This is a genomic window from Limnohabitans sp. TS-CS-82, from assembly GCF_002943475.1.
In genome coordinates this window covers 88,850-109,336 of sequence record NZ_PTQX01000017.1, presented here as the reverse complement: position 1 = coordinate 109,336, position 20,487 = coordinate 88,850, and the positions used below count along the sequence as shown (strand labels likewise).

General features: G+C 55.2%; 21 protein-coding genes, 1 tRNA gene and 1 riboswitch. Of the genes, 13 read left to right on the top strand and 9 right to left on the bottom strand.

Annotation, left to right across the window (positions count from 1 at the left end; all coding sequences use genetic code 11):
- Nucleotides 1-20: 20 nt before the first annotated feature.
- Entirely contained in the window at nt 21-1,073 is a 1,053-nt protein-coding gene (locus C5F52_RS25400) for a S8 family serine peptidase (RefSeq protein ID WP_161499767.1), read from the bottom strand.
- Between the two features lie 527 nt (nt 1,074-1,600).
- Between C5F52_RS25400 and C5F52_RS25395 the strand changes: the two genes are divergently transcribed.
- Nucleotides 1,601-2,323 (top strand): spermidine synthase, encoded by a 723-nt coding sequence (locus C5F52_RS25395; protein ID WP_104801204.1) that lies wholly within the window; start codon nt 1,601-1,603, stop codon nt 2,321-2,323.
- Nucleotides 2,324-2,370: 47 nt separating this feature from the next.
- Here C5F52_RS25395 and C5F52_RS25390 read toward each other — a convergent pair whose 3' ends face one another.
- On the bottom strand, nt 2,371-2,937 hold the full coding sequence (locus C5F52_RS25390) for a TetR/AcrR family transcriptional regulator (protein ID WP_104801163.1): 567 nt from the start codon (nt 2,935-2,937) through the stop codon (nt 2,371-2,373).
- 146 nt (nt 2,938-3,083) lie between these two features.
- Between C5F52_RS25390 and C5F52_RS25385 the strand changes: the two genes are divergently transcribed.
- Nucleotides 3,084-3,623, top strand: coding sequence for a hypothetical protein (locus C5F52_RS25385; protein ID WP_104801162.1), 540 nt, complete (start codon nt 3,084-3,086; stop codon nt 3,621-3,623).
- A 226-nt stretch (nt 3,624-3,849) separates the two neighbouring features.
- On the opposite strand, the gene C5F52_RS25380 is transcribed toward C5F52_RS25385, so the two are convergent.
- From C5F52_RS25380 to cysS, 6 genes are all read right to left on the bottom strand, one after another.
- Nucleotides 3,850-3,942: transfer RNA gene (locus tag C5F52_RS25380), tRNA-Ser, on the bottom strand.
- Between the two features lie 23 nt (nt 3,943-3,965).
- Nucleotides 3,966-5,234 (bottom strand): aspartate kinase, encoded by a 1,269-nt coding sequence (locus C5F52_RS25375; protein WP_104801161.1) that lies wholly within the window; start codon nt 5,232-5,234, stop codon nt 3,966-3,968.
- Nucleotides 5,235-5,269: 35 nt separating this feature from the next.
- Nucleotides 5,270-6,235, bottom strand: coding sequence for a tRNA lysidine(34) synthetase TilS (gene tilS, locus C5F52_RS25370; RefSeq protein ID WP_104801160.1), 966 nt, complete (start codon nt 6,233-6,235; stop codon nt 5,270-5,272).
- Nucleotides 6,201-7,175 carry an acetyl-CoA carboxylase carboxyltransferase subunit alpha gene (locus C5F52_RS25365; protein ID WP_104801159.1) on the bottom strand — a complete coding sequence of 325 codons (975 nt, stop codon included), beginning with the start codon at nt 7,173-7,175 and terminating at the stop codon, nt 6,201-6,203. The genes tilS and C5F52_RS25365 overlap by 35 nt, the downstream gene beginning before the upstream one ends.
- A gap of 21 nt (nt 7,176-7,196) precedes the next feature.
- Entirely contained in the window at nt 7,197-7,841 is a 645-nt protein-coding gene (locus tag C5F52_RS25360) for a DNA-3-methyladenine glycosylase (RefSeq protein ID WP_104801158.1), read from the bottom strand.
- A 3-nt stretch (nt 7,842-7,844) separates the two neighbouring features.
- The gene (gene cysS, locus C5F52_RS25355) at nt 7,845-9,218 is read right to left on the bottom strand and encodes a cysteine--tRNA ligase (RefSeq protein WP_104801157.1); all 1,374 of its coding nucleotides are present in this window, start codon (nt 9,216-9,218) and stop codon (nt 7,845-7,847) included.
- A gap of 102 nt (nt 9,219-9,320) precedes the next feature.
- Here cysS and C5F52_RS25350 point away from each other — a divergent pair, with 102 nt between their 5' ends.
- Genes C5F52_RS25350 through C5F52_RS25335 form a run of 4 tightly spaced genes read left to right on the top strand, consistent with a single transcriptional unit; the run spans nt 9,321 to nt 11,948 of the window.
- A complete protein-coding gene (locus C5F52_RS25350) occupies nt 9,321-9,971 on the top strand; it encodes a tetratricopeptide repeat protein (protein ID WP_104801156.1) in 651 nt (216 codons plus the stop codon).
- Between the two features lie 11 nt (nt 9,972-9,982).
- Nucleotides 9,983-10,555, top strand: a complete 573-nt coding sequence (locus tag C5F52_RS25345; RefSeq protein ID WP_236658010.1) for a peptidylprolyl isomerase — start codon at nt 9,983-9,985, stop codon at nt 10,553-10,555.
- Between the two features lie 40 nt (nt 10,556-10,595).
- On the top strand, nt 10,596-11,102 hold the full coding sequence (locus C5F52_RS25340) for a peptidylprolyl isomerase (protein ID WP_104801154.1): 507 nt from the start codon (nt 10,596-10,598) through the stop codon (nt 11,100-11,102).
- 9 nt (nt 11,103-11,111) lie between these two features.
- Complete coding sequence (locus C5F52_RS25335) at nt 11,112-11,948, top strand: UDP-2,3-diacylglucosamine diphosphatase (RefSeq protein ID WP_104801153.1); 837 nt, start codon at nt 11,112-11,114, stop codon at nt 11,946-11,948.
- On the opposite strand, the gene C5F52_RS25330 is transcribed toward C5F52_RS25335, so the two are convergent.
- Nucleotides 11,945-14,725, bottom strand: coding sequence for a DUF349 domain-containing protein (locus tag C5F52_RS25330; protein WP_236658009.1), 2,781 nt, complete (start codon nt 14,723-14,725; stop codon nt 11,945-11,947). The two genes, C5F52_RS25335 and C5F52_RS25330, sit on opposite strands and share 4 nt — an antisense overlap.
- Nucleotides 14,726-14,814: 89 nt before the next feature.
- Between C5F52_RS25330 and C5F52_RS25325 the strand changes: the two genes are divergently transcribed.
- The 7 genes from C5F52_RS25325 (at nt 14,815) to C5F52_RS25295 (ending at nt 20,486) form a co-directional block, all read left to right on the top strand.
- Nucleotides 14,815-15,651 carry a lytic transglycosylase domain-containing protein gene (locus C5F52_RS25325; RefSeq protein ID WP_104801151.1) on the top strand — a complete coding sequence of 279 codons (837 nt, stop codon included), beginning with the start codon at nt 14,815-14,817 and terminating at the stop codon, nt 15,649-15,651.
- 27 nt (nt 15,652-15,678) lie between these two features.
- Nucleotides 15,679-15,807, top strand: a riboswitch (ZMP/ZTP riboswitch).
- Between the two features lie 27 nt (nt 15,808-15,834).
- Entirely contained in the window at nt 15,835-17,079 is a 1,245-nt protein-coding gene (gene glyA, locus C5F52_RS25320) for a serine hydroxymethyltransferase (RefSeq protein WP_104801150.1), read from the top strand.
- A 390-nt stretch (nt 17,080-17,469) separates the two neighbouring features.
- Nucleotides 17,470-17,919, top strand: a complete 450-nt coding sequence (gene nrdR / locus C5F52_RS25315) for a transcriptional regulator NrdR (RefSeq protein ID WP_104801149.1) — start codon at nt 17,470-17,472, stop codon at nt 17,917-17,919.
- Between the two features lie 53 nt (nt 17,920-17,972).
- A complete protein-coding gene (locus tag C5F52_RS25310; RefSeq protein ID WP_104801148.1) occupies nt 17,973-18,512 on the top strand; it encodes a Tfp pilus assembly protein FimT/FimU in 540 nt (179 codons plus the stop codon).
- Nucleotides 18,513-18,535: 23 nt separating this feature from the next.
- Nucleotides 18,536-19,048 (top strand): type IV pilus modification protein PilV, encoded by a 513-nt coding sequence (pilV, locus tag C5F52_RS25305; protein WP_161499765.1) that lies wholly within the window; start codon nt 18,536-18,538, stop codon nt 19,046-19,048.
- Nucleotides 19,045-19,809, top strand: coding sequence for a PilW family protein (locus C5F52_RS25300; RefSeq protein WP_104801146.1), 765 nt, complete (start codon nt 19,045-19,047; stop codon nt 19,807-19,809). Before pilV ends, C5F52_RS25300 begins: the two co-directional genes overlap by 4 nt.
- Nucleotides 19,806-20,486: a pilus assembly protein gene (locus C5F52_RS25295; RefSeq protein ID WP_104801145.1), complete on the top strand. Its 681-nt coding sequence runs from the start codon at nt 19,806-19,808 to the stop codon at nt 20,484-20,486. The genes C5F52_RS25300 and C5F52_RS25295 overlap by 4 nt, the downstream gene beginning before the upstream one ends.
- Nucleotide 20,487: the final 1 nt, after the last annotated feature.

The window sequence follows — 20,487 nt, the reverse complement described above, 5'->3', positions numbered from 1 at the left end:
AATATATCGAGCAAAAAAGTTTATTTAGAAGCCGTAGGGAGCATCGCCAAGCCCTTGGGCGTGCAATCCATGCATTTATCTGTCGGATTCACAGGGCGAGAAAATTTTGGCAACTCGTTCATAAAGTCTGCCGGGCTCATATCTAAGCGAGAAGACAAGAGCAAAGACAAAAACCCAGATACCAGGGGTGCGGCATAGCTTGTTCCAACGCCACGGTAAGCCCCTAAATGGGTTTCATCACCCTTGAAATCCACATCAAACGAAGCCACCTTCAATTTGTTGTTGTGCCAAGGTGCATGGCCATTTAAATCTTTACCGCCGCCAGGTGCATAAATCACAGTGCGCGCATCCAGTGCCGAATAGCTCTCGATGTTGTTCTCTGCGTCAACTGCGCCCACAGAAATCACCCCTTCGCAATTGGCTGGCTCTGCCAATTTTTTGCCAAAGGTATTCCCCACAGCCGCCACCACAAAGATATTTTTCTTCGCCAACCGGTCTACCAGATTTTGTAAATCTGGACCACACACGCGTTTACCGCCAGAAAAACTCAAATTGATGATTCGTGCGGGATTGGCATTTTGCGGAACACCTGCCACAGGCAAGCCCCCAGCCCATGCCATGGCATCGAGCAAATCAGCACGTGTCATCGGGCATGACCCAAACAAACGAATTGGCAAAATCTTTGCGTTGGGATTCACACCGCGCACACCATCTTTGCCATTCCCTGCAATCAAGCTAGAGACCTCGGTCCCGTGGGTACGAAACGTTGTAGAGGTCACACGCTCTCCGCATTTGGCATCACGTGCATCTGGGGCGTAATCGGCAGAACGCGCGCCACGCAAATTCAAAGGAGGTGACAACATGTCGTACCCAGGCAGCAAACGACCTTCAAGGCTAGGGTGATTGGACAAAACCCCACTGTCAATCACCGCAACAACCACCTCATGCGGACCAGGTTTGATGCCTGCCGTATTGATGGCTGATGGCGCCACGGGTGTCGCAGGATTCAAAGCGCCTAAGTGCCAAGGTAAATCTTGTGCGATGGATACCGTGCTCGCGGCCACAAAAGCCACGAAGACGACACCTTGAAAAATAAAACACACGCATGCAAACACCAGAATCGCCTTTCAACACATCAAAAAGATGTTTTATGAAAGGATGTTAGATTTGGCGGTTTAAATCAGCAATTCCATCAATAGGGTTAATTTACACAACACTTGTTTCCATTTTGAACACTCACCCATCCAGAGTGAAGCATATCGATTGCAAACTGTGTATTTTTTGAAACTGAAACTCACGAAAAAAGTGATGGTTTTCTTGATTAAAAAACATCAAGGATCTGTTTCTCCACACCAACTGAAGGTGGAATAGGACATTGAACATGGATTTATGGAATCGAATGACTTCAGATTTTGGATTGCCCTTCACACCGCTTGAAATAATTTACGGCTTAGTGGCCTGTATTTTGTCGGTGTTGATAGGGACTGTTCTTGCCAAAAAACAAGCACATGCCTTTTCCACACCGAAGAACAAGACGACAAACACCACCGCACCACACCAAGAAAACTTGCCAACGGTCACCTTCGTCGACTATGGCGATATGCGCTTCTTGCATTTAGGCACGCCCTCGGTACAAGGCTCGATGAAACTGAGCAAACCTTTTGATATTCATCTTGAGTATGTACAACGCATGATGGGTTGGTTGCTCTTCACTGACTTGAACAACGTTCAAAATTTACATGCCATGCAATTGGGTTTGGGCGCTGCATCATTGACCAAGTTTTGCCATCACCACTTGAACATGCAAACCACAGCCATTGAGTTAAACCCGCAAGTGATCACCACATGCAGACAGTGGTTCCATTTACCTCCAGATGATTCGAAACTGCAAGTCACCATCGGTGATGCAGCTGAAGCAGTGACCCAACCACAATGGTTTGACAAAGTCGATGTATTACAAATCGACCTCTACGACCAAGAAGCAGATAGGCCTGTGCATGACAGCGAAGCGTTTTATGCCAATTGCAGACAATTGCTCACGCCGCAAGGCTGCTTGGTTGTGAATTTATTTGGGCGCCACATGCACTTCAAGCAAAGCATGAACAAACTGGCTCAGTCATTTGGCAAAGATGCCCTGTGGGCCTTCAAACCAACCCCTGCAGGCAACACCATTGTGTTGGCCTTTTGCACGCCACGCACACAGGACAAGCAAGCACTGCGCTTGCAAGCGCAGGCCATCGAAGAACGTTGGCCCTTGCCTGCAACAAAGTGGCTGAAAGCGCTCACGCCCTACGCCATGGCATCACACGACTCCTGCACATGAGGCAGTAAGCTGCGAAAAATCTTCAACAGACGGTGGGTTGATGAGGTTTAGTTCAGCTTGCCCTCTGCGTGAACTAGCAACAACTTCAAACTTGGAGCAATAGATTCAAGGCACTGCTTTGGCTTGCGGCCGTTCACAACAGCATTACGGTAGCCAACGTAATAAAGCGCCCAAATAGCAAGGCAGCATGCTGGAACATCTGGGTGTTTCGCCTCTGTCAACACCGCAATAATGGGACCAAGCAGCTCAGTCACCTGATTGCGAATGCGCTCCTCGTATGCCTTAGACCACATCCATCCGTAAGCAGCACTCTGACGTCGAACTTTGATGTGCTTAATATCGAAGACATAAAGCGCCAAGAGGTATCGAAAAACAAACGCATTAAGGTCCTCGCTAGGCTTCACGCGAGCCTTTTTAGCGACCTTGTTGATCTGCTCATCACTCAAAGCGATGCTGATTTCGGCGAGTAAGTCCACCTTGGTAAGACCTAAGCGATACGCTTGGACAGGGGTGAAGCCAGCTTGAGCAGCGATTTCACGCATTCCCACCTCGGCATAACCTTTTTGTTCAAAAAGCTCCCAAGCAACTTTTACAAACTGACTTTGTCTATTCATTTGCCTAGCTTCAAACTCTGAAAAATTTTTTAATGTAGCTTGCTAATACGTTAGTAAACCAATTCAGCCGGAGCTCTGCCAATCATCAATAAATGTATACACACAGTGTTTTTCAGTTATTTATCATGCTGTAAACGAGTTTACAAATGACACTTCAAAGCAGAATTTCAATAATAGCTGTCACTGGGCTTGCGTATTTTCTTTGCTACCAATTGAACTTTCTCTTGATTGGTTCATCGCTCAATTACGCACATCGTGTGGATTGGATTTTTCTGCCTAGCGGCATTCGTCTTGCGTTTGTACTGATATTTTTGCTGGATGGTGCTTTAGGTATTGCGATTGCGTCAATATTCATAACGTACCAGCAGTATTTTGACGGTAACTACCTGAAACTTCTGATCTCAGGCTCTCTGGCTGGTATTGGACCTTACATAGCATGGCGGTTCGCTTCTGTGTTCCTGAAACTAAATAAAGAAATGACGAATCTCAGCTCCGTTGGGCTGTTTAAGTTAGCTGTCTTCTTCGCATTCATAAGCGCAGTCATTCACCAACTTTGGTATTTCTGGATTGGAACAAACGAGCAGTTCTTGGACACACTTGTCGTCATGTTCTTGGGCGACTTATTTGGCACGATGGTGGTTCTAGGAGCACTTCAAATGCTGTTACGAACCGTTCGAATTCCTTAATACTAATGAGCTTGGGATTACCTGAAACCAGACTCCTGATCTGTTCGCCCCTTGAGTGACTGAAGAAATTGAGTCATGCCATTTTGCACAACCGTCAACTGCAGTCAACCTTGGTGTTTACGGAAGTCAGTGATGCCTATCACCCACGCAAGCACCAGCTCATCGTGTCGGAATGTATCTTCAAAATAAAAAAGCCGTTGATATACAACGGCTTTTTAGGGTGTGCTGGCGGAAACGGAGGGATTCGAACCCTCGATGAGGCTCTACACCCCATACTCCCTTAGCAGGGGAGCACCTTCGGCCACTCGGTCACGTTTCCAGCAGGGCATATTATGCCTGAACTTAAGCAGAAGGCTGGTCCAAATCGAAAGCTTTGTGCAACGCGCGCACAGCGAGTTCCATGTATTTTTCGTCGATCACAACGGAGGTCTTAATTTCAGATGTCGAGATCATTTGGATGTTGATGCCCTCTTCGCTCAATGAGCGGAACATCTTGCTGGCCACACCCACGTGGCTGCGCATGCCGATACCGACGATAGAGACTTTGCAAATCTTGGTGTCGCCTTGCACATCAGATGCGCCCAAGGCTGGCAACACTTTGTCTTTCAACAAATCTGTTGTGCGAGCGTAATCGTTGCGGTGCACGGTGAAGCTGAAGTCGGTTTTGCCATCCTTGCTGATGTTTTGGATGATCATGTCCACTTCAATGTTGGCTTCAGCCACAGCGCCCAAGATTTGGTAAGCGATACCTGGCTTGTCTGGCACGCCGACCACAGAGATTTTGGCTTCGTCACGGTTGAATGCGATGCCCGATACGATTGCTTGTTCCATTTTTTCGTCTTCCTCAAAGGTGATCAACGTACCTGATTTGGCTTCTTCGTTGATGTCAATGTCCCACGCGGTGAAGCTGGACAACACGCGCAGCGGCACCTTGTATTTACCTGCAAACTCAACTGAGCGAATTTGCAAAACTTTGCTACCCAAAGATGCCATCTCCAGCATCTCTTCGAAACACAGTGTTTCTAAGCGACGGGCTTCAGGCACCACACGTGGGTCTGTGGTGTACACACCATCCACGTCGGTATAAATCAAACACTCTTTGGCTTTGAGCGCTGCTGCCACGGCCACAGCCGAGGTGTCAGAGCCGCCACGGCCTAAGGTGGTGATGTTGTCGTGTTCGTCTTTGCCTTGGAAGCCCGTGATGATGACCACTTTGCCAGCGTCCAAATCGGCACGCACGCGTGCATCGTCAATCGACTCGATGCGGGCCTTGGTGTAGGCGTTGTTGGTGCGAATCGGCACTTGCCAGCCCGCGTAGCTGACAGAAGGCTGGCCTTCGGCTTGCAATGCAATAGCCAACAGTGCAGAAGACGCTTGCTCGCCCGTCGAGGCCAGCATGTCGAGTTCGCGGTTGTAGGCCGAGTCGGCTTTGGAGGGGGCCAATTCTTTGGCAAGGCCTAGCAAACGGTTGGTCTCGCCGCTCATCGCGGAAGGAACCACCACCATTTGGTGACCCGCACGGGCCCATTTGGCCACGCGCTTGGCGACGTTGCGAATGCGCTCTGTCGAGCCCATCGACGTGCCGCCGTATTTATGAACAATCAATGCCATATTTCTTTAAAACTGTTGTGTTATGGGCAAAAAACCTACAGATTGTAGCAACGCAACACGGCACCATCTCGCCGCACAAACCCACGCCCCACCTTGATATCGATGTGGTGGCCGCGCGTGGTGCACGCTTTCACTTGAACCAATAGCGCTTGCAGTTGTGCCGCGCTGGCTTGTGAGTGTTCTAGCGCCAACCAATGGCGCAAGACGTTGGATTGCCGAGCCTCACTGAGTTGCTGCAAAGCCTTGATCACTGGTGGGTTGCCCACCTGTTGGAAGTCTTGCGCGGCCACCTCTTGCAGCAAGGTTTGCGCTTGCGCAGCATGCGAGGCACTGCGTGCAAAGGTTTGTCTGAACGAGGAAAATGCGCGCTCAATCACGGGCAATAGCTCTGCACGGATGCGGTTGCGTGTGTAACGTGTATCCGAGTTGGTCGGGTCTTCCACCCATGTTTCCCCTGCCGCTCTCAAAGCATCACGCAGCTGCGAACCCGGCACGTCCAGCCAAGGGCGGTGGTAGGTCACACCATGACGTTCTGCGACTGCAGGCATGCACGCAAGACCCGGCAACCCTGCACCACGCGAGAGCGCCAGCAGCAAGGTTTCCACTTGGTCATCGGCGTGTTGTGCCAAGGCCATGTGTTTGATGTGCCCGCCCCAGTTGTGTTGCAGCGCCTCGGCAAACGCACGGTAGCGCGCTTGACGCGCCGCATCTTCGGGGCTTTCGCCTGCGGCGTGCGCAGCATTGACGCGTTGCACCACCAACGGCACGTGCATGCGCTCACACAAAGCCACGCAATGCGCTTCAAAACCATCTGCAGCCGCTTGCAAGCCGTGGTGCACATGCACAGCATGCACCCTGCCCGGCCATCGCGTGGCACAGGCAATCAGTAAGGCGGTGGAATCGGCCCCGCCGCTGAGCGCAACGGCGAATGGGCCTAAATGCTGGAGCGCGCCCAGCGAAGGGAAATCAGCGTTCAGCTTTGGTGTCGGTGAAACGGCCATAGCTTTGCAGACGCTCGTAACGCTTATCGAGCAGCTCTTTGACCTTCATGTCCGTCACTTGGCGCCACGCGTCGTTCAAGCCGCGCTTGAGTTGAGCCGCCATTTGCTTGGGGTCGCGGTGTGCGCCACCCACAGGCTCGTTCACTATTTTGTCGACCAAACCCAAGGCTTTCAGGCGATGAGCAGTAATGCCCAAGGCTTCAGCAGCATCTTCGGCGCGGTCAGAGGTTTTCCACAAGATCGAAGCACAGCCTTCAGGACTAATGACTGAGTACACCGAGTATTGCAGCATCAAAACTTGGTCTGCCACGCTGATGGCCAATGCGCCGCCCGAGCCACCTTCACCAATGATGGTGGTGATGATCGGCACTTCGAGTTGGGCCATTTCAAAAATATTGCGACCAATCGCTTCGGATTGGCTGCGCTCTTCTGCGTCGATGCCGGGGTAAGCGCCGGGTGTGTCCACAAAGGTGAACACAGGCAACTTGAACTTCTCGGCCGTATTCATCAAACGCAAAGCTTTGCGGTAGCCCTCAGGGCGACTCATGCCAAAGTTACGCGCAGCGCGCTCTTTGGTGTCGCGGCCTTTTTGCTGACCCAAGACCATACACGCATTGCCATTGAAACGGGCCAAGCCACCCACGATGCTCAAGTCATCGGCAAAGTGGCGGTCGCCATGCATTTCTACGAAGTCGGTGAAGATCTCGTTGATGTAGTCCAGCGTGTAGGGACGCTCGGCATGACGGGCAATCTTGGTGATTTGCCAAGGTGTGAGGTCGCTGTAAATGTCTTTGGTCAGCTGCATGCTTTTCTTGCTGAGCTGGTCAATCTCGTCAGAAATGTCCACCGCAGACTCGCTTTGCACATAGCGCAGTTCTTCGATCTTGCCTTCTAGCTCAGCAATCGGTTGTTCAAAGTCGAGGAAAGTTCGTTTAGCCAAAATTAATTACTCCTTGAGCGCTCAGTAAGACACTGGCAGCGGATCTAGCGATCGCCAAATATACCAAGTCGCCACACTGCAGTATGGCGCCCACGCCGCAGCCACTTCTCGGGCTTCGCTGCGGCTGACCGCCTCGCCCGAGAAATAGTTGTGGCTAATCCCGTTGATCAAGCCCACATCGTCAAGCGGCAACACATTGGGCCGCATGAGGTGGAACATCAAAAACATCTCAGCGGTCCAGCGGCCAATGCCGCGAATGGCCACCAGCTCTTCGATGATGGCGTCATCCGTCATCTCAGACCATTTCTTCACATGCAAAGCACCGTTGTCAAAGTGCAGCGCCAAGTCGACGATGTATTCGACCTTGCGGACTGACAAGCCTGCGGCGCGCATGTCATCCACCTTGAGCTTGAGCACATTGGCGGGCGTGATTTTGCGAGGCAACAAAGCAAAGCGGTCCCACACGGTTTGAGCGGCCTTGACCGACACCTGCTGGCCCACAATGCTGCGCGCCAGCGTGACAAACGCATCACCGCGCGACTGCAACGAGGCCTCGCCAAACTGAGGGATGAGGCGTTTCATCACTCGGTCTTTTTTGACCAAGTGTTTGCACGCATCAGCCCAGTACTCGGGTGTGGCGATGGTGATTTTGTCTTGGGCGACCATCAATTAGCCACGCTCCCAAGTGGTGCCTACGGGCGAGTCTTTGAGCACAATGCCCTCGGCGGCCAAGGCTTGGCGAATGCGGTCGGCCTCGGCAAAGTTCTTGGCCGCTTTGGCTGCTGCACGTGCAGCGATTTGGGCTTGAATGGCGTCTTCGTCCACATCTGCGCCCGCTTGGGCAAAGGCTTTGGGGTCGTCTTGCAACAAGCCCAACACGCCGCCCAAGGCTTTGAGCAAGCCAGCGGCCTGTGCCGACTGTGTGCGGTTGAGCTCGCTGGCGAGTTCAAACAACACAGCCACCGCCTCAGGCGTGCCAAAGTCTTCGTCCATGGCAGCTTTGAAGCGCGCGGCATGGGGCTCAGCCCAATCGATCTTGACGTCATCAGCGGCAACTGTTCCGAGCGCTGTGTAGAGGCGTTTCAACGCGCCACGGGCGTCGTTCAAATGCACGTCGCTGTAATTGAGCTGGCTGCGGTAGTGGCTGCGCACCACAAAGAAACGCACGGTTTCAGCATCAAACTCTTTCAACACATCACGGATGGTGAAGAAGTTGCCCAAGCTTTTGGACATTTTTTCGTTGTCCACGTTGATGAAGCCGTTGTGCATCCAGACGCTGGCCATTTTTTGGCCATTCGCGCCTTCGCTTTGGGCGATTTCGTTCTCGTGGTGTGGGAACTGCAAGTCAGCGCCACCGCCATGAATGTCAAAACTCTGGCCCAGCATCTCGCAACTCATAGCTGAGCACTCGATGTGCCAGCCGGGGCGGCCTGCACCAAAGGGGCTGGCCCATTTCACTTCGTCAGGTTCGCTCTCTTTGGCAGACTTCCACAACACAAAGTCCAGCGGGTCTTGCTTGCCGTCGTCGACGGCTACGCGCTCACCCGCCTGCAACTCATCCAGCGACTTGCCCGACAACTTGCCGTAGCCTGGGAACTTGCGCACGGCGTAGTTCACATCGCCATTGCTGGCTTGATAGGCCAAGCCCTTGCCTTGCAAGGTGCCAATCATCGACAACATTTGCGGCACATAGTCCATCGCGCGGGGCTCGTGCGTGGGGCGCTCAATGCCCAAAGCGTCGGCGTCTTGATGCAAGGCATCAATCATGCGATCGGTCAGGCCGCGCACGGTTTCGCCGTTTTCTAGCGAGCGTTTGATGATCTTGTCGTCAATGTCGGTGATGTTGCGCACATAGGTCACACGATAGCCGCTTGCCTTGAGCCAACGCTGCACCACATCGAACGCCACCATCGAACGGGCATGGCCCAAATGACACAGGTCGTACACGGTCATGCCGCACACGTACATGCGCACATGGCCAGGTTCTAACGGCGAAAAGTTCTCCAGCGCACGCGTGAGCGTGTTGTGAATGCGAAGCGTCATGAGTGAATCGAGAGAAGACCGCAAAGATGGGTCGGTAATGAGGTGAAAGCCAAAGAGTCCTTGAGACCCTCTGTTTTACAATGCCATGAGTATACAAAGCACATGACAAACCCTCACGCTCCCTCCCTAACCAAGTCTTTGGCATCGCCCACAGCTCGTCAAACCTTCGCACAAGCCCGATGGGTGGCTGCATGGGTCCTGGGGTGGGTTGTAGGTTTTGGTTCATTCAATGCGCAGGCTCAAAGCGTGGAAGCATTGGACTGGCAACCGGGCCAATCCATGATGCCCATGGTGATCAGCACACCGCACAACGATGTCCGCAAGCTGCTGCGCCAAGCCAAGTACCCACAAGCCTTGCTACTGGTCAACAAAGGTTTGGTCAACAACCCGCGTGATCCGCAAATGCGATTTTGGCAAGGGTTCATCTTTGAGCAACTAGGGCAATCAGACATGGGGCAACAGGTGTATTTGGGCCTGACTCAAGATTACCCAGAGCTGGCCGAGCCGCACAACAACCTAGGTGTGCTTTATGCAGCCAAGGGCGACTACCCCAACGCCAAGGCTTCACTGGATGCAGCCTTGCGGGCCAATCCCAATTACGCAGCAGCCCACGAAAACATGGGCGATCTCTTAGTCAATATGGCGCGTCAGTCGTACGAACGGTCTTTGGCGATTGATGCCAAACAACGCGGTTTAACTCAGAAAATCGAACGACTCACACCTGTTCTCGCAATTACCCAAGGCAAACCATGACATTTGTTCACATGACACGTCGCGTCTTATGTGCCCTCGCCTTCATTGGCTTGGCCCAAACAGCCATCGCGCAAGACGCCCCCCGCGTGAAGTTCGTCACCAATGCGGGCGAATTTGTGGTCGAGGTCTACCCAGACAAAGCACCCAAGACTGTCGACAACTTTTTGCAATACGTGCGCGACAAGCACTACGACGGCACGATATTTCACCGCGTGATTGGTAACTTCATGGTGCAAGGTGGTGGCTATGACCAACGCTACATCGAGCGCCGCACGCGCCCCCCTGTTGAACATGAAGGCCGCGAAGCCTTGGCCAAAGGCGGCCCGCGCAACACCGTGGGCACGATTGCCATGGCGCGCACCAATGTCCCCAACTCGGCCACCGCACAGTTTTTCATCAACGTGGTGGACAACAGCTTTTTGGACCCTACACCTCAACAACCCGGCTATACCGTGTTTGGCAAAGTGGTCTCAGGCATGGACACAATCACAAAAATCAAAAGCGTACAGACTGGCTTTGGCGGCCCCTTCCCGTCTGACGTGCCACGCACCCCCATCATCATCCAATCGGCCAACCTGCTCTAAGCAAGTCTTGGCCCTCTCATTTCATTTAAGGAAACACACCATGAGCAACCCTCAAGTCGAACTGCACATCTTGGACCACGGCGTCATCACCATCGAACTCGATGCTGAAAAAGCGCCGAAGTGCACCGAAAATTTCTTGCACTACGTGAACAAAGGTCACTACGACAAAACCATTTTTCACCGCGTGATTCCAGGCTTCATGGTGCAAGGCGGCGGTTTCGAGCCCGGCATGACACAAAAAGATTGCGACGAGCCCATCGAGAACGAAGCCAACAACGGCCTTAAAAACAACCACTACACGCTGGCCATGGCCCGTACGTCTGATCCGCACTCGGCCACAGCCCAGTTCTTCATCAACGTGGCTGACAACGACTTTTTGAACCACAAAGCACCCAGCATGCAAGGCTGGGGCTATGCCGTGTTTGGCAAAGTGGTGAGCGGTAATGACGTGGTCGACAAAATCGCCGCTGTCAAAACCGGCCGCAAAGGCTTCCATGACGACGTGCCAAAAGAAGACGTGGTCATCGAAAAAGCAGTGGCGCTCTAAGCCCCTTCTATGTCCACACCGCCCCTGCTGCCCCAGCCTGTGCCTAGCGTACAAGCGCCGCAGCATTGGCAACGTGTGGACTTCATCTCTGACCTGCACCTAGACGCCCATGAGCGTGCCACGTTTGATGCGTGGGCACAGCACATGGCGCACACCCCCGCAGACGCCCTCTTCATCTTGGGTGATTTGTTTGAGGTGTGGGTGGGCGACGACAACCCAGACCCCTTCGCCTTGCAGTGCATCGCTGTGCTCAAGGCCACGGCGCAACGCTTGCCCGTGTACTTCATGTGCGGCAACCGCGATTTTTTGGTGGGCGCAGACCTACTCAAAGCCAGCGGCATGCAAGGATTGAGCGACCCAACGGTGTTAGACCTTGGCGCCACTGGCAACGCCCAACCCACGCGCATCTTGCTCAGCCACGGCGATGCCTTGTGCTTAGACGACCACGACTATTTGGCCTTTCGCGCTCAAGTGCGCCAGCCCGAATGGCAAGCCGCTTTTTTAGCCAAACCTTTGACAGAACGCCAAGCCTATGCGCGCGACGTGCGAAACAAAAGCGAAGCACTCAAACGCAGTCACACCACGCAAGCAGATTTCACTGACTATGCCGATGTAGACAGCCAAGCCGCCATCGCGTGGCTCAAAGGAGCTGACGCTCAAGTGCTGCTGCATGGCCACACTCACAAGCCTGCGGCACACGACCTAGGCGATGGTTTGAGCCGTTGGGTGCTGAGTGATTGGCATGCAGACAGCCAACCGCCGCGACTTGAAGTGCTGAGCTGGCTGCGCCAAAACGAACAAAGCCCCACTAGGGGGCTTTGTCGGTTGCCGCTCAGCGTTGTTTAACGCTTGAGCAACACCTTCAGCGCAGCTTGCAAACGACGCGCTGCAGCTTCGTCATATGCACCACCCAAGACCTGAGCCGCATCAGCAGCCCATGTCATTTGAGGCGACGGGTCATTGCGGCGCGTGAGCATTTGCAACTGCAAGGCACGGCGTGCATCCATTTGCGCAGCAGGCGTGGGCAAGTCAGCGGCCACTTCCAAACGCAACAAGGGCGTGACGGCCGCGCCTTGCGGCTGAGCCGACAAAGCTTGCGACCATTGCGTGCGCTGCGCTGGGCTGAGCTTGCTACCAATGGCTTGCGCCGCTGGCAATTGGGAAGCATCGCGCTTTTCCCAAGCGTGCATGAGCTGGGTCAACACCTCGCCGTGCGCTTGTGAAGCCAAACGACGCAAGGCATCTTGTGCAGACTCCAAAGCAAAGCGTTGGGCGCGGAAAGCTGCATCACCCAAACGTGGGCCACGCGGTGCAAAGCCCTCGCGGCCACCATCACGTCCACCATCGCGGCCTGGTTTGCCGTCACGGCCAAAGCTTGGCTTGTCACCAAACTTGCCGCTGGGCTTGCCATCGCGGCCACGGCCAGCAGGTGCGGCTTCGGTACGTTTTTGACCTGGGCGGTCATCACCGCGCACAGCCACGACTGGGCGTGGTGCGGCTTTGGGTTTGGCAGAGGCTACTTCTGCCACGGGCTCTGCAGGCACTTCGGAGTCTGAAGCCTCTGCGGCGGGTGCTTCGTTTGCAACTTCTGCTGCATCTGCTGAGGGCACCTCAGCAGAGCCTTCGGCAGTTACGTCAGCAGATTCTGAAGTTGCAGGCGCTTCTTGTGCGGGTTTCGCAACAGGTTCAGCGGCAGTTGGGGCAGCACTTGCCACCACTTCACCGCGTGCGATTTGCTCCAACATTTGCATGGCCGCACGAATGGCGGATGCATCGCCTTTGGCGGTGGCTGAATCCAAAGCCTTGGCGGCATCGAGCACGGCTTTGTCATGCGGCGTCAGCGCAGCTTGAGACTGTTCGCGCACCGATGACTTGCGGGCAAAGGCTTCGTCAATCGGTTGACGGAAGGCATCCCACAATTTTTGTTCTTGCTTGCGGTCGAGCACCACGGCGTGGGCTTCTTCTTGCCAGCGTTGTTGCAAAGCCTTCACGGCATCCACACGCAACGAAGGCGCAGCACCCAAAGCTTGGGCTTCGGCAATCAGGGCATGGCGGCGTGCAAGACTTGCTTTTTGCACCACTTCCAATGGTTCGTGCGCGGCGTGGATAGCGGCTTTCCAAACGGGTTGCAACTCGGCAAACATTTTCTCGCTCAAGTGGCCGCTTTCGCGCCAGCGCTGGGCGAACTGGTGCAACTGGCGTGCGACGCCTTTCCAATCAGGGCCATTGGCGTGCTCAACTGCCCATGCTTTGACTTCTTCGATCAAAGCCAAGCGTTGGGCTTTGTGAGCTGTTGTTTGAGCGCGGGCTTCTTTGAGCCAAGCATCCACCACTTCGTGGGCACGGTTGCAAGCCGAGTCAAAGCGCTTCCACAACGCAGGGTTGGGAGCAGCTTCTTTGTCGACTTTTTTCCATTGCTCGCGCAGGCCGCGCAAGGTCTCTTGCATCTTGCGCCCGCCCATGGCAGGAATGCGAACCACGTCGTCGGTTTTAGCGGCTGGTTTTTCTGCAACAGCTGCTGGAGCTGCGGCTTCGGTCGCTACCGTCTCAGTTGCCGCTTCTGATGTAGGCGCAACGTCCGCGACAGCTGCTGCGCTCACTTCAGGTGCGCTGACAGCCTCAGTAGCAACCGCGTCAATCGCGGCGGCTTCAGCAGCATCTTGCGCAAGCGCAGCGTCATCCGCCTTCGCCACTTTGGCTTTCACAGGCTTAGCCGCAGGCGCAGGCTTGAACAACGCCTCGGCTTGAATGGCCAGCTCCAAACGCTTTTGGTCCACCACAGCTTTGTCGGCTGTTGGTTTGACTTTGCGCGTTGCATCCACACCCGCAGCAGGCTTGGCTGCTTTTTCTGGTGCGGCAGCTTGAGGCAATACTTCACCACGGGCCACACGAATTTGGTCAGACCATGCGGGCACAGCTGGCAATGGCGCGGCGGCATCGGCCGCAGCTGCCTCGGTCAAGGTCAAGGCCTCGCCAAAAGCAGTCCACACGGCTTGCACTTGTTGGGTGCTGGTTTGCAGAGCAGACGCAAATTTGGCATCCACGCTAGGCCACTGGGCATCGGCGGCCAACGCTTGGGCTTGCGCCACCCAACGGTCAAGGTCAGCTTGCAGGGCTTCGCGCTGGGCCAAGGCGTCTTGCCAAGGCTTGGTGGACAACACTTCAATGCGCTGGGCCAACAGCACAGCAGCTTCGCGCTGCACTTGGGTTTGGTGTTGCAAATCTTCAATCGCCTTGACACGTTCGGCCAAAGCGGTTTTCAGACCAGCCAAGGGTTCGCGTGACAAGGGCGCACCTGCTTTGGCGGCATCGCGCTGCCAGCCCATGGCGTCAGCCAAATTGATGTGGGGCGCATCGCGCAAGGCTTCGCCTTTGGCAGCCCACTCCACGATCAAAGCGTCTTGATCTTTGCTGCGACGCAGCTCATCCAGCTTTTCGCGCAAGACTTTGGCAGCACCTTTGTCGCGATGGCTCATTTCGTCGAAGACGGCTTGCACGTGCTCCAAAGTGGGCTGGCCAGCGAGCCAGTCGCGCAGGCGCGCAGTGCGGTCCGCCGAGGTAGAAACGGTAAAGGCCCCGCCAGTCAATTTGTCTAAGGCGGCGAGGTCGAGGGGTTTGTTCAAAGCATCAGTCACAAGTAGGGCTCACAGTAAATTAGGGGTGATTGTCGCCGAGGCTTTAAAATTTCAGCTACTTCCTATTTAATTAATTTATGTCTATTCCTTTCATTGCCCGCTTACAGCTAGGTCTACGTACCTTTGCAGCTGACGTGGCACAAGGTTTTTTCGCCATTTCGCACAACGGCTTGGCCGTGGTGGGCCTGTCCATTTTCTTTTTCGTCGTGGCGCTGACCGTGCGCCCCGACCTGCGCGTGGTGACCGAAGCCAAGGTCATCAGCTGGCTGCAAGAGCGCCAATATGACGAAACAGGCATTGCCACTGATGCCGATGCCGTTGACCGTGCCACCGCCACCGACCCCCGCGACCTGCCCAAACAACAAGCCAACCTCGCTTATTGGTTGAGTAAAAAATACCGTGTGGCACCCGAGCCTTTGAGCGCTTTGGTGTCCGAAGCCTACGACGTGGGGCCAGCCAACCAAATCGAGCCCACCCTCATCTTGGCCGTGATGGCCGTGGAGTCTGGCTTCAATCCCTTCGCCCAAAGCCATGTAGGCGCCCAGGGCCTGATGCAAGTGATGACCAAAGTCCACGAGCAAAAGTACCAAGGCTTCGGCGGCGCCTTAGCCGCATTTGATCCCGTGGCCAATGTGCGCGTGGGCGTGAACGTGCTCAAAGAGTGCATCAACCGCGCGGGCAGCATTGAAGGCGGCCTCAAGCTTTATGTGGGCGCCGGCAATATGAAGGATGACCAAGGCTACGCAAGCAAGGTCATGGCCGAAAACGCCCGCCTCCAGCAAGTCGCCAAGGGCTTGAAAGTGCCCATTACCCCACCACCCTCTACCGCCGCCGAGGCTGCCACCGCCCGGTTGGAGAGCTTGTGGGAAAAAGCCCAGAGATTGACGCCATTCGGCAAGGATGACGGCGAATAAGTGAGGCTATCCAAGCGCGGTAAACTCTCATCCGCGCGCAACTGGCGATAGGCGTGTGAGGCATCAGCCCCACAACGCTGACGTGGATGTATGACCACTGGGAAGCGCGCAGCCTCTGTTCACAGAGGTGTTTTGCCGTTCGCCTGGGCAGCCACAACACCACCTTTTTCTAGGACTGCCAGTATGTACAACCGCAACATCTTGATCGAACAAACAGACCCCGAAGTTTGGGCCGCCATTCAGGCCGAAAACGCCCGCCAAGAGCACCACATCGAGCTGATCGCCAGCGAGAACTACGCGTCTCCCGCCGTCATGCAAGCCCAAGGCTCGCAACTGACCAACAAATACGCCGAAGGCTACCCAGGCAAGCGCTACTACGGTGGCTGCGAATTCGTGGACGTGGCCGAACAACTGGCCATCGACCGCATCAAAACCATCTTCGGTGCAGACGCCGCCAACGTGCAACCCCATTGCGGTGCATCGGCCAACGAAGCCGTGTTCCTCGCGTTCTTGAAGCCTGGCGACACCATCATGGGCATGAGCTTGGCCGAAGGCGGTCACTTGACCCACGGCATGGCCCTGAACATGTCTGGCAAATGGTTCAACGTTGTGTCTTACGGCTTGGACAGCAAGGAAGCCATCGACTACGAAGCGATGGAAGCCAAGGCCCGCGAACACAAGCCCAAGCTCATCGTGGCCGGCGCTTCTGCCTACAGCTTGCACATCGACTGGGAACGCTTTGCCAAGATCGCTAAGGAAGTTGGCGCGATCTTCATGGTCGACATGGCCCACTACGCTGGCTTGATCGCCGCAGGCCAATACCCCAACCCCGTGCCTCACGCCGACGTGGTGACCTCCACCACCCACAAGAGCTTGCGCGGCCCACGCGGCGGCATCATCTTGATGAAGGCCGAGCACGAAAAAGCCATCAACAGCGCCATCTTCCCTGGCCTGCAAGGCGGCCCGCTGATGCATGTCATCGCCGCCAAGGCGGTGGCTTTCAAAGAAGCCATGCAGCCTGAGTTCAAAGAGTACCAAGCCCAGGTGGTGAAGAACGCCAAGATCGTGGCTGAAACGTTGACAGCGCGCGGTCTGCGCATCGTGAGCGGCGGCACTCAAAGCCATGTGATGTTGGTGGACTTGCGCTCCAAGAAGATCACCGGCAAAGAAGCCGAAGCGGCTTTGGGCGCTGCGCACATGACGATCAATAAGAACGCCATTCCGAACGATCCAGAGAAACCTTTCGTCACCAGCGGTGTGCGCATCGGCACGCCAGCGATGACAACGCGTGGTTTCAAAGACGAGGAAGCTCGCATCACAGCCAACTTGATTGCTGACGTGCTGGACAACCCACACGACGAAGCCAACATTGCTGCGGTGCGTGCCAAGGTGCATGCGCTGACTTCTAAGTTTCCTGTTTACAAGTAACTTCTTTCAAACCCCCGCTCATTCGTGACGGGGGTTTTGTTTTTAGTAGTTTGTATTCGTGAAGAGTTTTTGCTGGTTAAGGTTTCTCGCCGGATAGGACACGGGCTGCAGGTACGGCGGGCTCTTCATGCTGGGGTACCAGAAATCATCGCCCGCCGCACCTACAACCCGCGCTGTTTGAGGTTAGAAGTGGTTCACTCGTTGCTTTGCAACTTTGTCAGAGGAACGGGGCCGAGTGAGGTTTGCGAGCGAAGCAAAGCATGACGCAGACTGAGGGTGTTTGGTATTGGCCGCTGACGATTTCTGGTACTCCAGCATGAGGAAGCGGCCAATACCAAATGCCCTCAGCGAGCCCAGCAAAAAATACAAAAGCAAAAGAGAGCACAAAAAATGAAATGTCCCTTCTGCGGCCACCTAGAAACGCAAGTCGTCGAAACCCGCATGTCCGAAGACGGCGACTCCATTCGCCGCCGTCGCCAATGCGGCGCCTGTGAAAAGCGCTACACCACCTACGAGCGCCCAGACGTCAGCTTCCCCAACATCGTCAAAAAAGACGGTCGACGCATCGAATACAAACGCAACAAACTCCTCGAATCCATGGGCCTTGCACTGCGTAAACGCCCTGTCAGTACCGAGCAGGTGGACAACGCCATCGAACGCATCGAAGAAAAGCTCATGTCATTGGGTCAACGCGAAGTGCCCTCCACACGGATTGGCGAGCTCGTCATGCGCGAACTCAAAAAGCTCGACAAAGTCGCCTATATCCGTTTTGCCAGCGTGTACCGCAGCTTTGAAGACATCGACGACTTCAAGAGTTTGGTGGACGAAGTTCGTAAGTAGTTTTCGAGTCTCAGCCATGCGCTGATGCCCCGTCAAAACCTAGCATTTGCGCCATGCAAAGGCTAGGTTTTTTTACGCCTCATATCCGGTGCTCACGGGATTCAAACTCACAAGGCTTCACCCTGGTGGAGCTGTTGGTGTGTTTGGGCGTGCTCGCGGTCATGGCATCTTTTGCCATCCCTAGCTGGCAACGTTTGCAAGAACGCAGCCGCGTTGAAGCCGCCCGTGACCAACTGATGAACGATTTGCAAACCGCCCGCGTCCGTGCCGTGCAACGTGGCGAAACTTTGCAACTCGCCCGCTTGCGCGATTGCACATGGGGCACGTCTGCCAACAACGATTGGAGCTGCGGGTGGCAGCTGGTCGTCAAGGTCGACCAAACCGTGTTGCACACCTCGCAAGTGCAAACGCCTTTGCAAGTGACGTTTACCAAATCAGACCCACTGGACATCAGCCAACGTGGCGACCTTGGCACCGTGGGCGACCGCTGGGTGATTAAGTCACGGCAAGCTGCACTCAACATTGCCAACGTCTTGTGCCTCAGCAGCGCCAGCCGTTTGCGCTGGCAATCGGGTGAAGCATGCAGCAGCTGAATCAGCCAATTAAGCCGCAATTCATGCGGCATCCAAGGCAAGCCAGACAACAACTGCTTGGCATTGCTTTGCTAGAAGCGCTTGTGGCTTTGGTCATCTTGGCCTTTGGCGTCCTAGGTCTGTTGTGGATGCACCAGCAAGCCCTGACGCAACAGCGCCAACAACTCATGCGCTCGGTCGCCACAGGCATTGCAGACGACTTGGCGGAGCGCATGCGTTTGAACGCACCGCAACGTGCGATGTACGCCAAGGCGTGGGGCAATGCCACCACCGCAGCACCCGACTGCTCAGCCACCGCCTGTTCACGCCAAGACCTTGCAACGTGGGACATGCAGCAGCTACAACAAGCCTTGCAAAGCCAACTACCAGAGGGCGACGCCGCTGTGTTTGCTTTGACAGACGCACCCAACTGGTGGGGCATCGTCATCGCTTGGCGCGACGCGAATGAAACCTACCGCACCGACACAACATCGGGCTCTCCGCCCTGCCCCACTGACATGAGCTGCTGGCGTTTGTTCTTCAGACCAGACCGATGAGCCCATACAAAAACCAAACATACTCACAGAAGGGCTACACCCTGCCAGAGTTACTCATTGGCATGGCGCTCGGTCTGCTGGTCATCGCTGCAGCCACAGCCGTCTATGGCACCAGCAAACAAACGTGGCACGCCATGGCTGCGGCGGATGCGGTGCACGCCAACGCACGCGTGGCTTTGCGCAATATCCACGAGCAAGTACACGTGGCAGGGGCCGCTTACCTCAAAGCGAATAACAGCAACGGCAACTTCACCGTGGAAATTTCACTCAATGAAGACGCGGGGCAAGTCGCTTTGGCGGGTGTGAATGGCAACAAATCTGTCGAGAGCCTCACCCTCGGCCATTGGCATGCACTCGACACCATGGACTGCCAAGGCAACACCGGCAGTACCCACGCCATAGTGCGCAGCGATTACAAACTCAACACCAACAAGGAGCTGAGCTGCAAAGACCTCAACCTCACCAACAGCACCTACCAAGCTTTGGCGGAAGGCGTGGAAGATTTTCAGTTGCGCTACGCCGAAGCCAACCCAAGCACCCAAACCCTTCAGTGGAAAACCGCCAACCAAGTGACGGACATGGGGCAGGTGTTGGCCATCGAGGTGTGTTTGCGCGTCGCCAGCATCAACACCGTGCACAACACCAAGTCCAACAGCCATCTCAAAGGTTGCCAAGATGAGGTTTTGCTGTCTGATGGCCGCGTACGCCGAACGTTCAAACGTGTGGTGGCTTTGCGCAATCGCGAAGGAGTCATGCCATGAGGTACTCAACACGCATCAACGGATTTGCACTTCCCACCTTGATGGTCATGCTTGCGCTGGCCAGCATCGCCACGCTATTGGCGATGCGCAACCTCTGGGTGAACGACCAACTGCTCAACGCAGAAGCAGACCAGTTACGCGCACAGCACAAAGCTGAAGCGGTGTTGCCCGTGGCCTTGGCCGACATCCTGAGCAACGCCACCAACAACGACGGAACCACCAACTTGCGCCACACCGCCGGCAACGCCACGCAGACCCACGCGTTCTTTCCCAACACCCTGGCTGAGTACGACATGCTGCGCCAACGCTTAGGCACAAACATTTGCAACGCTGGCATTTGCGCGCCCCATGCACTCAATCCCTCTGCCACCAAAGCAAGTGACTGGAAATCGCAAACAGGCTCAGCCATGCAAGTCAGCGCCGCCCATACGCCCTATGGCAACAACACCGCTTGGTATTGGGTCGAGGTGTTTCCGAACAACGGCAACGGCAACGGCAACGGCAACGGCAATGCCACTGCCAACGTCACATCCACCCCACCATTCCTTTACCGCATCACAACCTTAGCCAAAGGCGTCACGCCCGGCAGCACCACCGTGCTGCAAGCCATTTGGACACGAACCAGTGACACATCCCACACAGGTCAGTGGCACAGCTGGCATGTGCTGCACGACTGAA

Bases quoted from the DNA above. Each gene is read 5' to 3' on its own strand.
- pilV (WP_161499765.1), top strand. From the start codon at position 18,536: ATGCGGCATCCAAGGCAAGCCAGACAACAACTGCTTGGCATTGCTTTG.
- C5F52_RS25340 (WP_104801154.1), top strand. From the start codon at position 10,596: ATGAGCAACCCTCAAGTCGAACTGCACATCTTGGACCACGGCGTCATC.
- glyA (WP_104801150.1), top strand. From the start codon at position 15,835: ATGTACAACCGCAACATCTTGATCGAACAAACAGACCCCGAAGTTTGG.
- C5F52_RS25390 (WP_104801163.1), bottom strand. From the start codon at position 2,937: ATGAATAGACAAAGTCAGTTTGTAAAAGTTGCTTGGGAGCTTTTTGAA.
- cysS (WP_104801157.1), bottom strand. From the start codon at position 9,218: ATGACGCTTCGCATTCACAACACGCTCACGCGTGCGCTGGAGAACTTT.
- C5F52_RS25375 (WP_104801161.1), bottom strand. From the start codon at position 5,234: ATGGCATTGATTGTTCATAAATACGGCGGCACGTCGATGGGCTCGACA.
- C5F52_RS25385 (WP_104801162.1), top strand. From the start codon at position 3,084: ATGACACTTCAAAGCAGAATTTCAATAATAGCTGTCACTGGGCTTGCG.
- C5F52_RS25335 (WP_104801153.1), top strand. From the start codon at position 11,112: ATGTCCACACCGCCCCTGCTGCCCCAGCCTGTGCCTAGCGTACAAGCG.
- C5F52_RS25360 (WP_104801158.1), bottom strand. From the start codon at position 7,841: ATGGTCGCCCAAGACAAAATCACCATCGCCACACCCGAGTACTGGGCT.
- tilS (WP_104801160.1), bottom strand. From the start codon at position 6,235: ATGGCCGTTTCACCGACACCAAAGCTGAACGCTGATTTCCCTTCGCTG.
- C5F52_RS25325 (WP_104801151.1), top strand. From the start codon at position 14,815: ATGTCTATTCCTTTCATTGCCCGCTTACAGCTAGGTCTACGTACCTTT.
- nrdR (WP_104801149.1), top strand. From the start codon at position 17,470: ATGAAATGTCCCTTCTGCGGCCACCTAGAAACGCAAGTCGTCGAAACC.
- C5F52_RS25295 (WP_104801145.1), top strand. From the start codon at position 19,806: ATGAGGTACTCAACACGCATCAACGGATTTGCACTTCCCACCTTGATG.
- C5F52_RS25300 (WP_104801146.1), top strand. From the start codon at position 19,045: ATGAGCCCATACAAAAACCAAACATACTCACAGAAGGGCTACACCCTG.
- C5F52_RS25350 (WP_104801156.1), top strand. From the start codon at position 9,321: ATGACAAACCCTCACGCTCCCTCCCTAACCAAGTCTTTGGCATCGCCC.
- C5F52_RS25395 (WP_104801204.1), top strand. From the start codon at position 1,601: ATGCGCTTCTTGCATTTAGGCACGCCCTCGGTACAAGGCTCGATGAAA.
- C5F52_RS25345 (WP_236658010.1), top strand. From the start codon at position 9,983: ATGACACGTCGCGTCTTATGTGCCCTCGCCTTCATTGGCTTGGCCCAA.
- C5F52_RS25310 (WP_104801148.1), top strand. From the start codon at position 17,973: ATGCAAAGGCTAGGTTTTTTTACGCCTCATATCCGGTGCTCACGGGAT.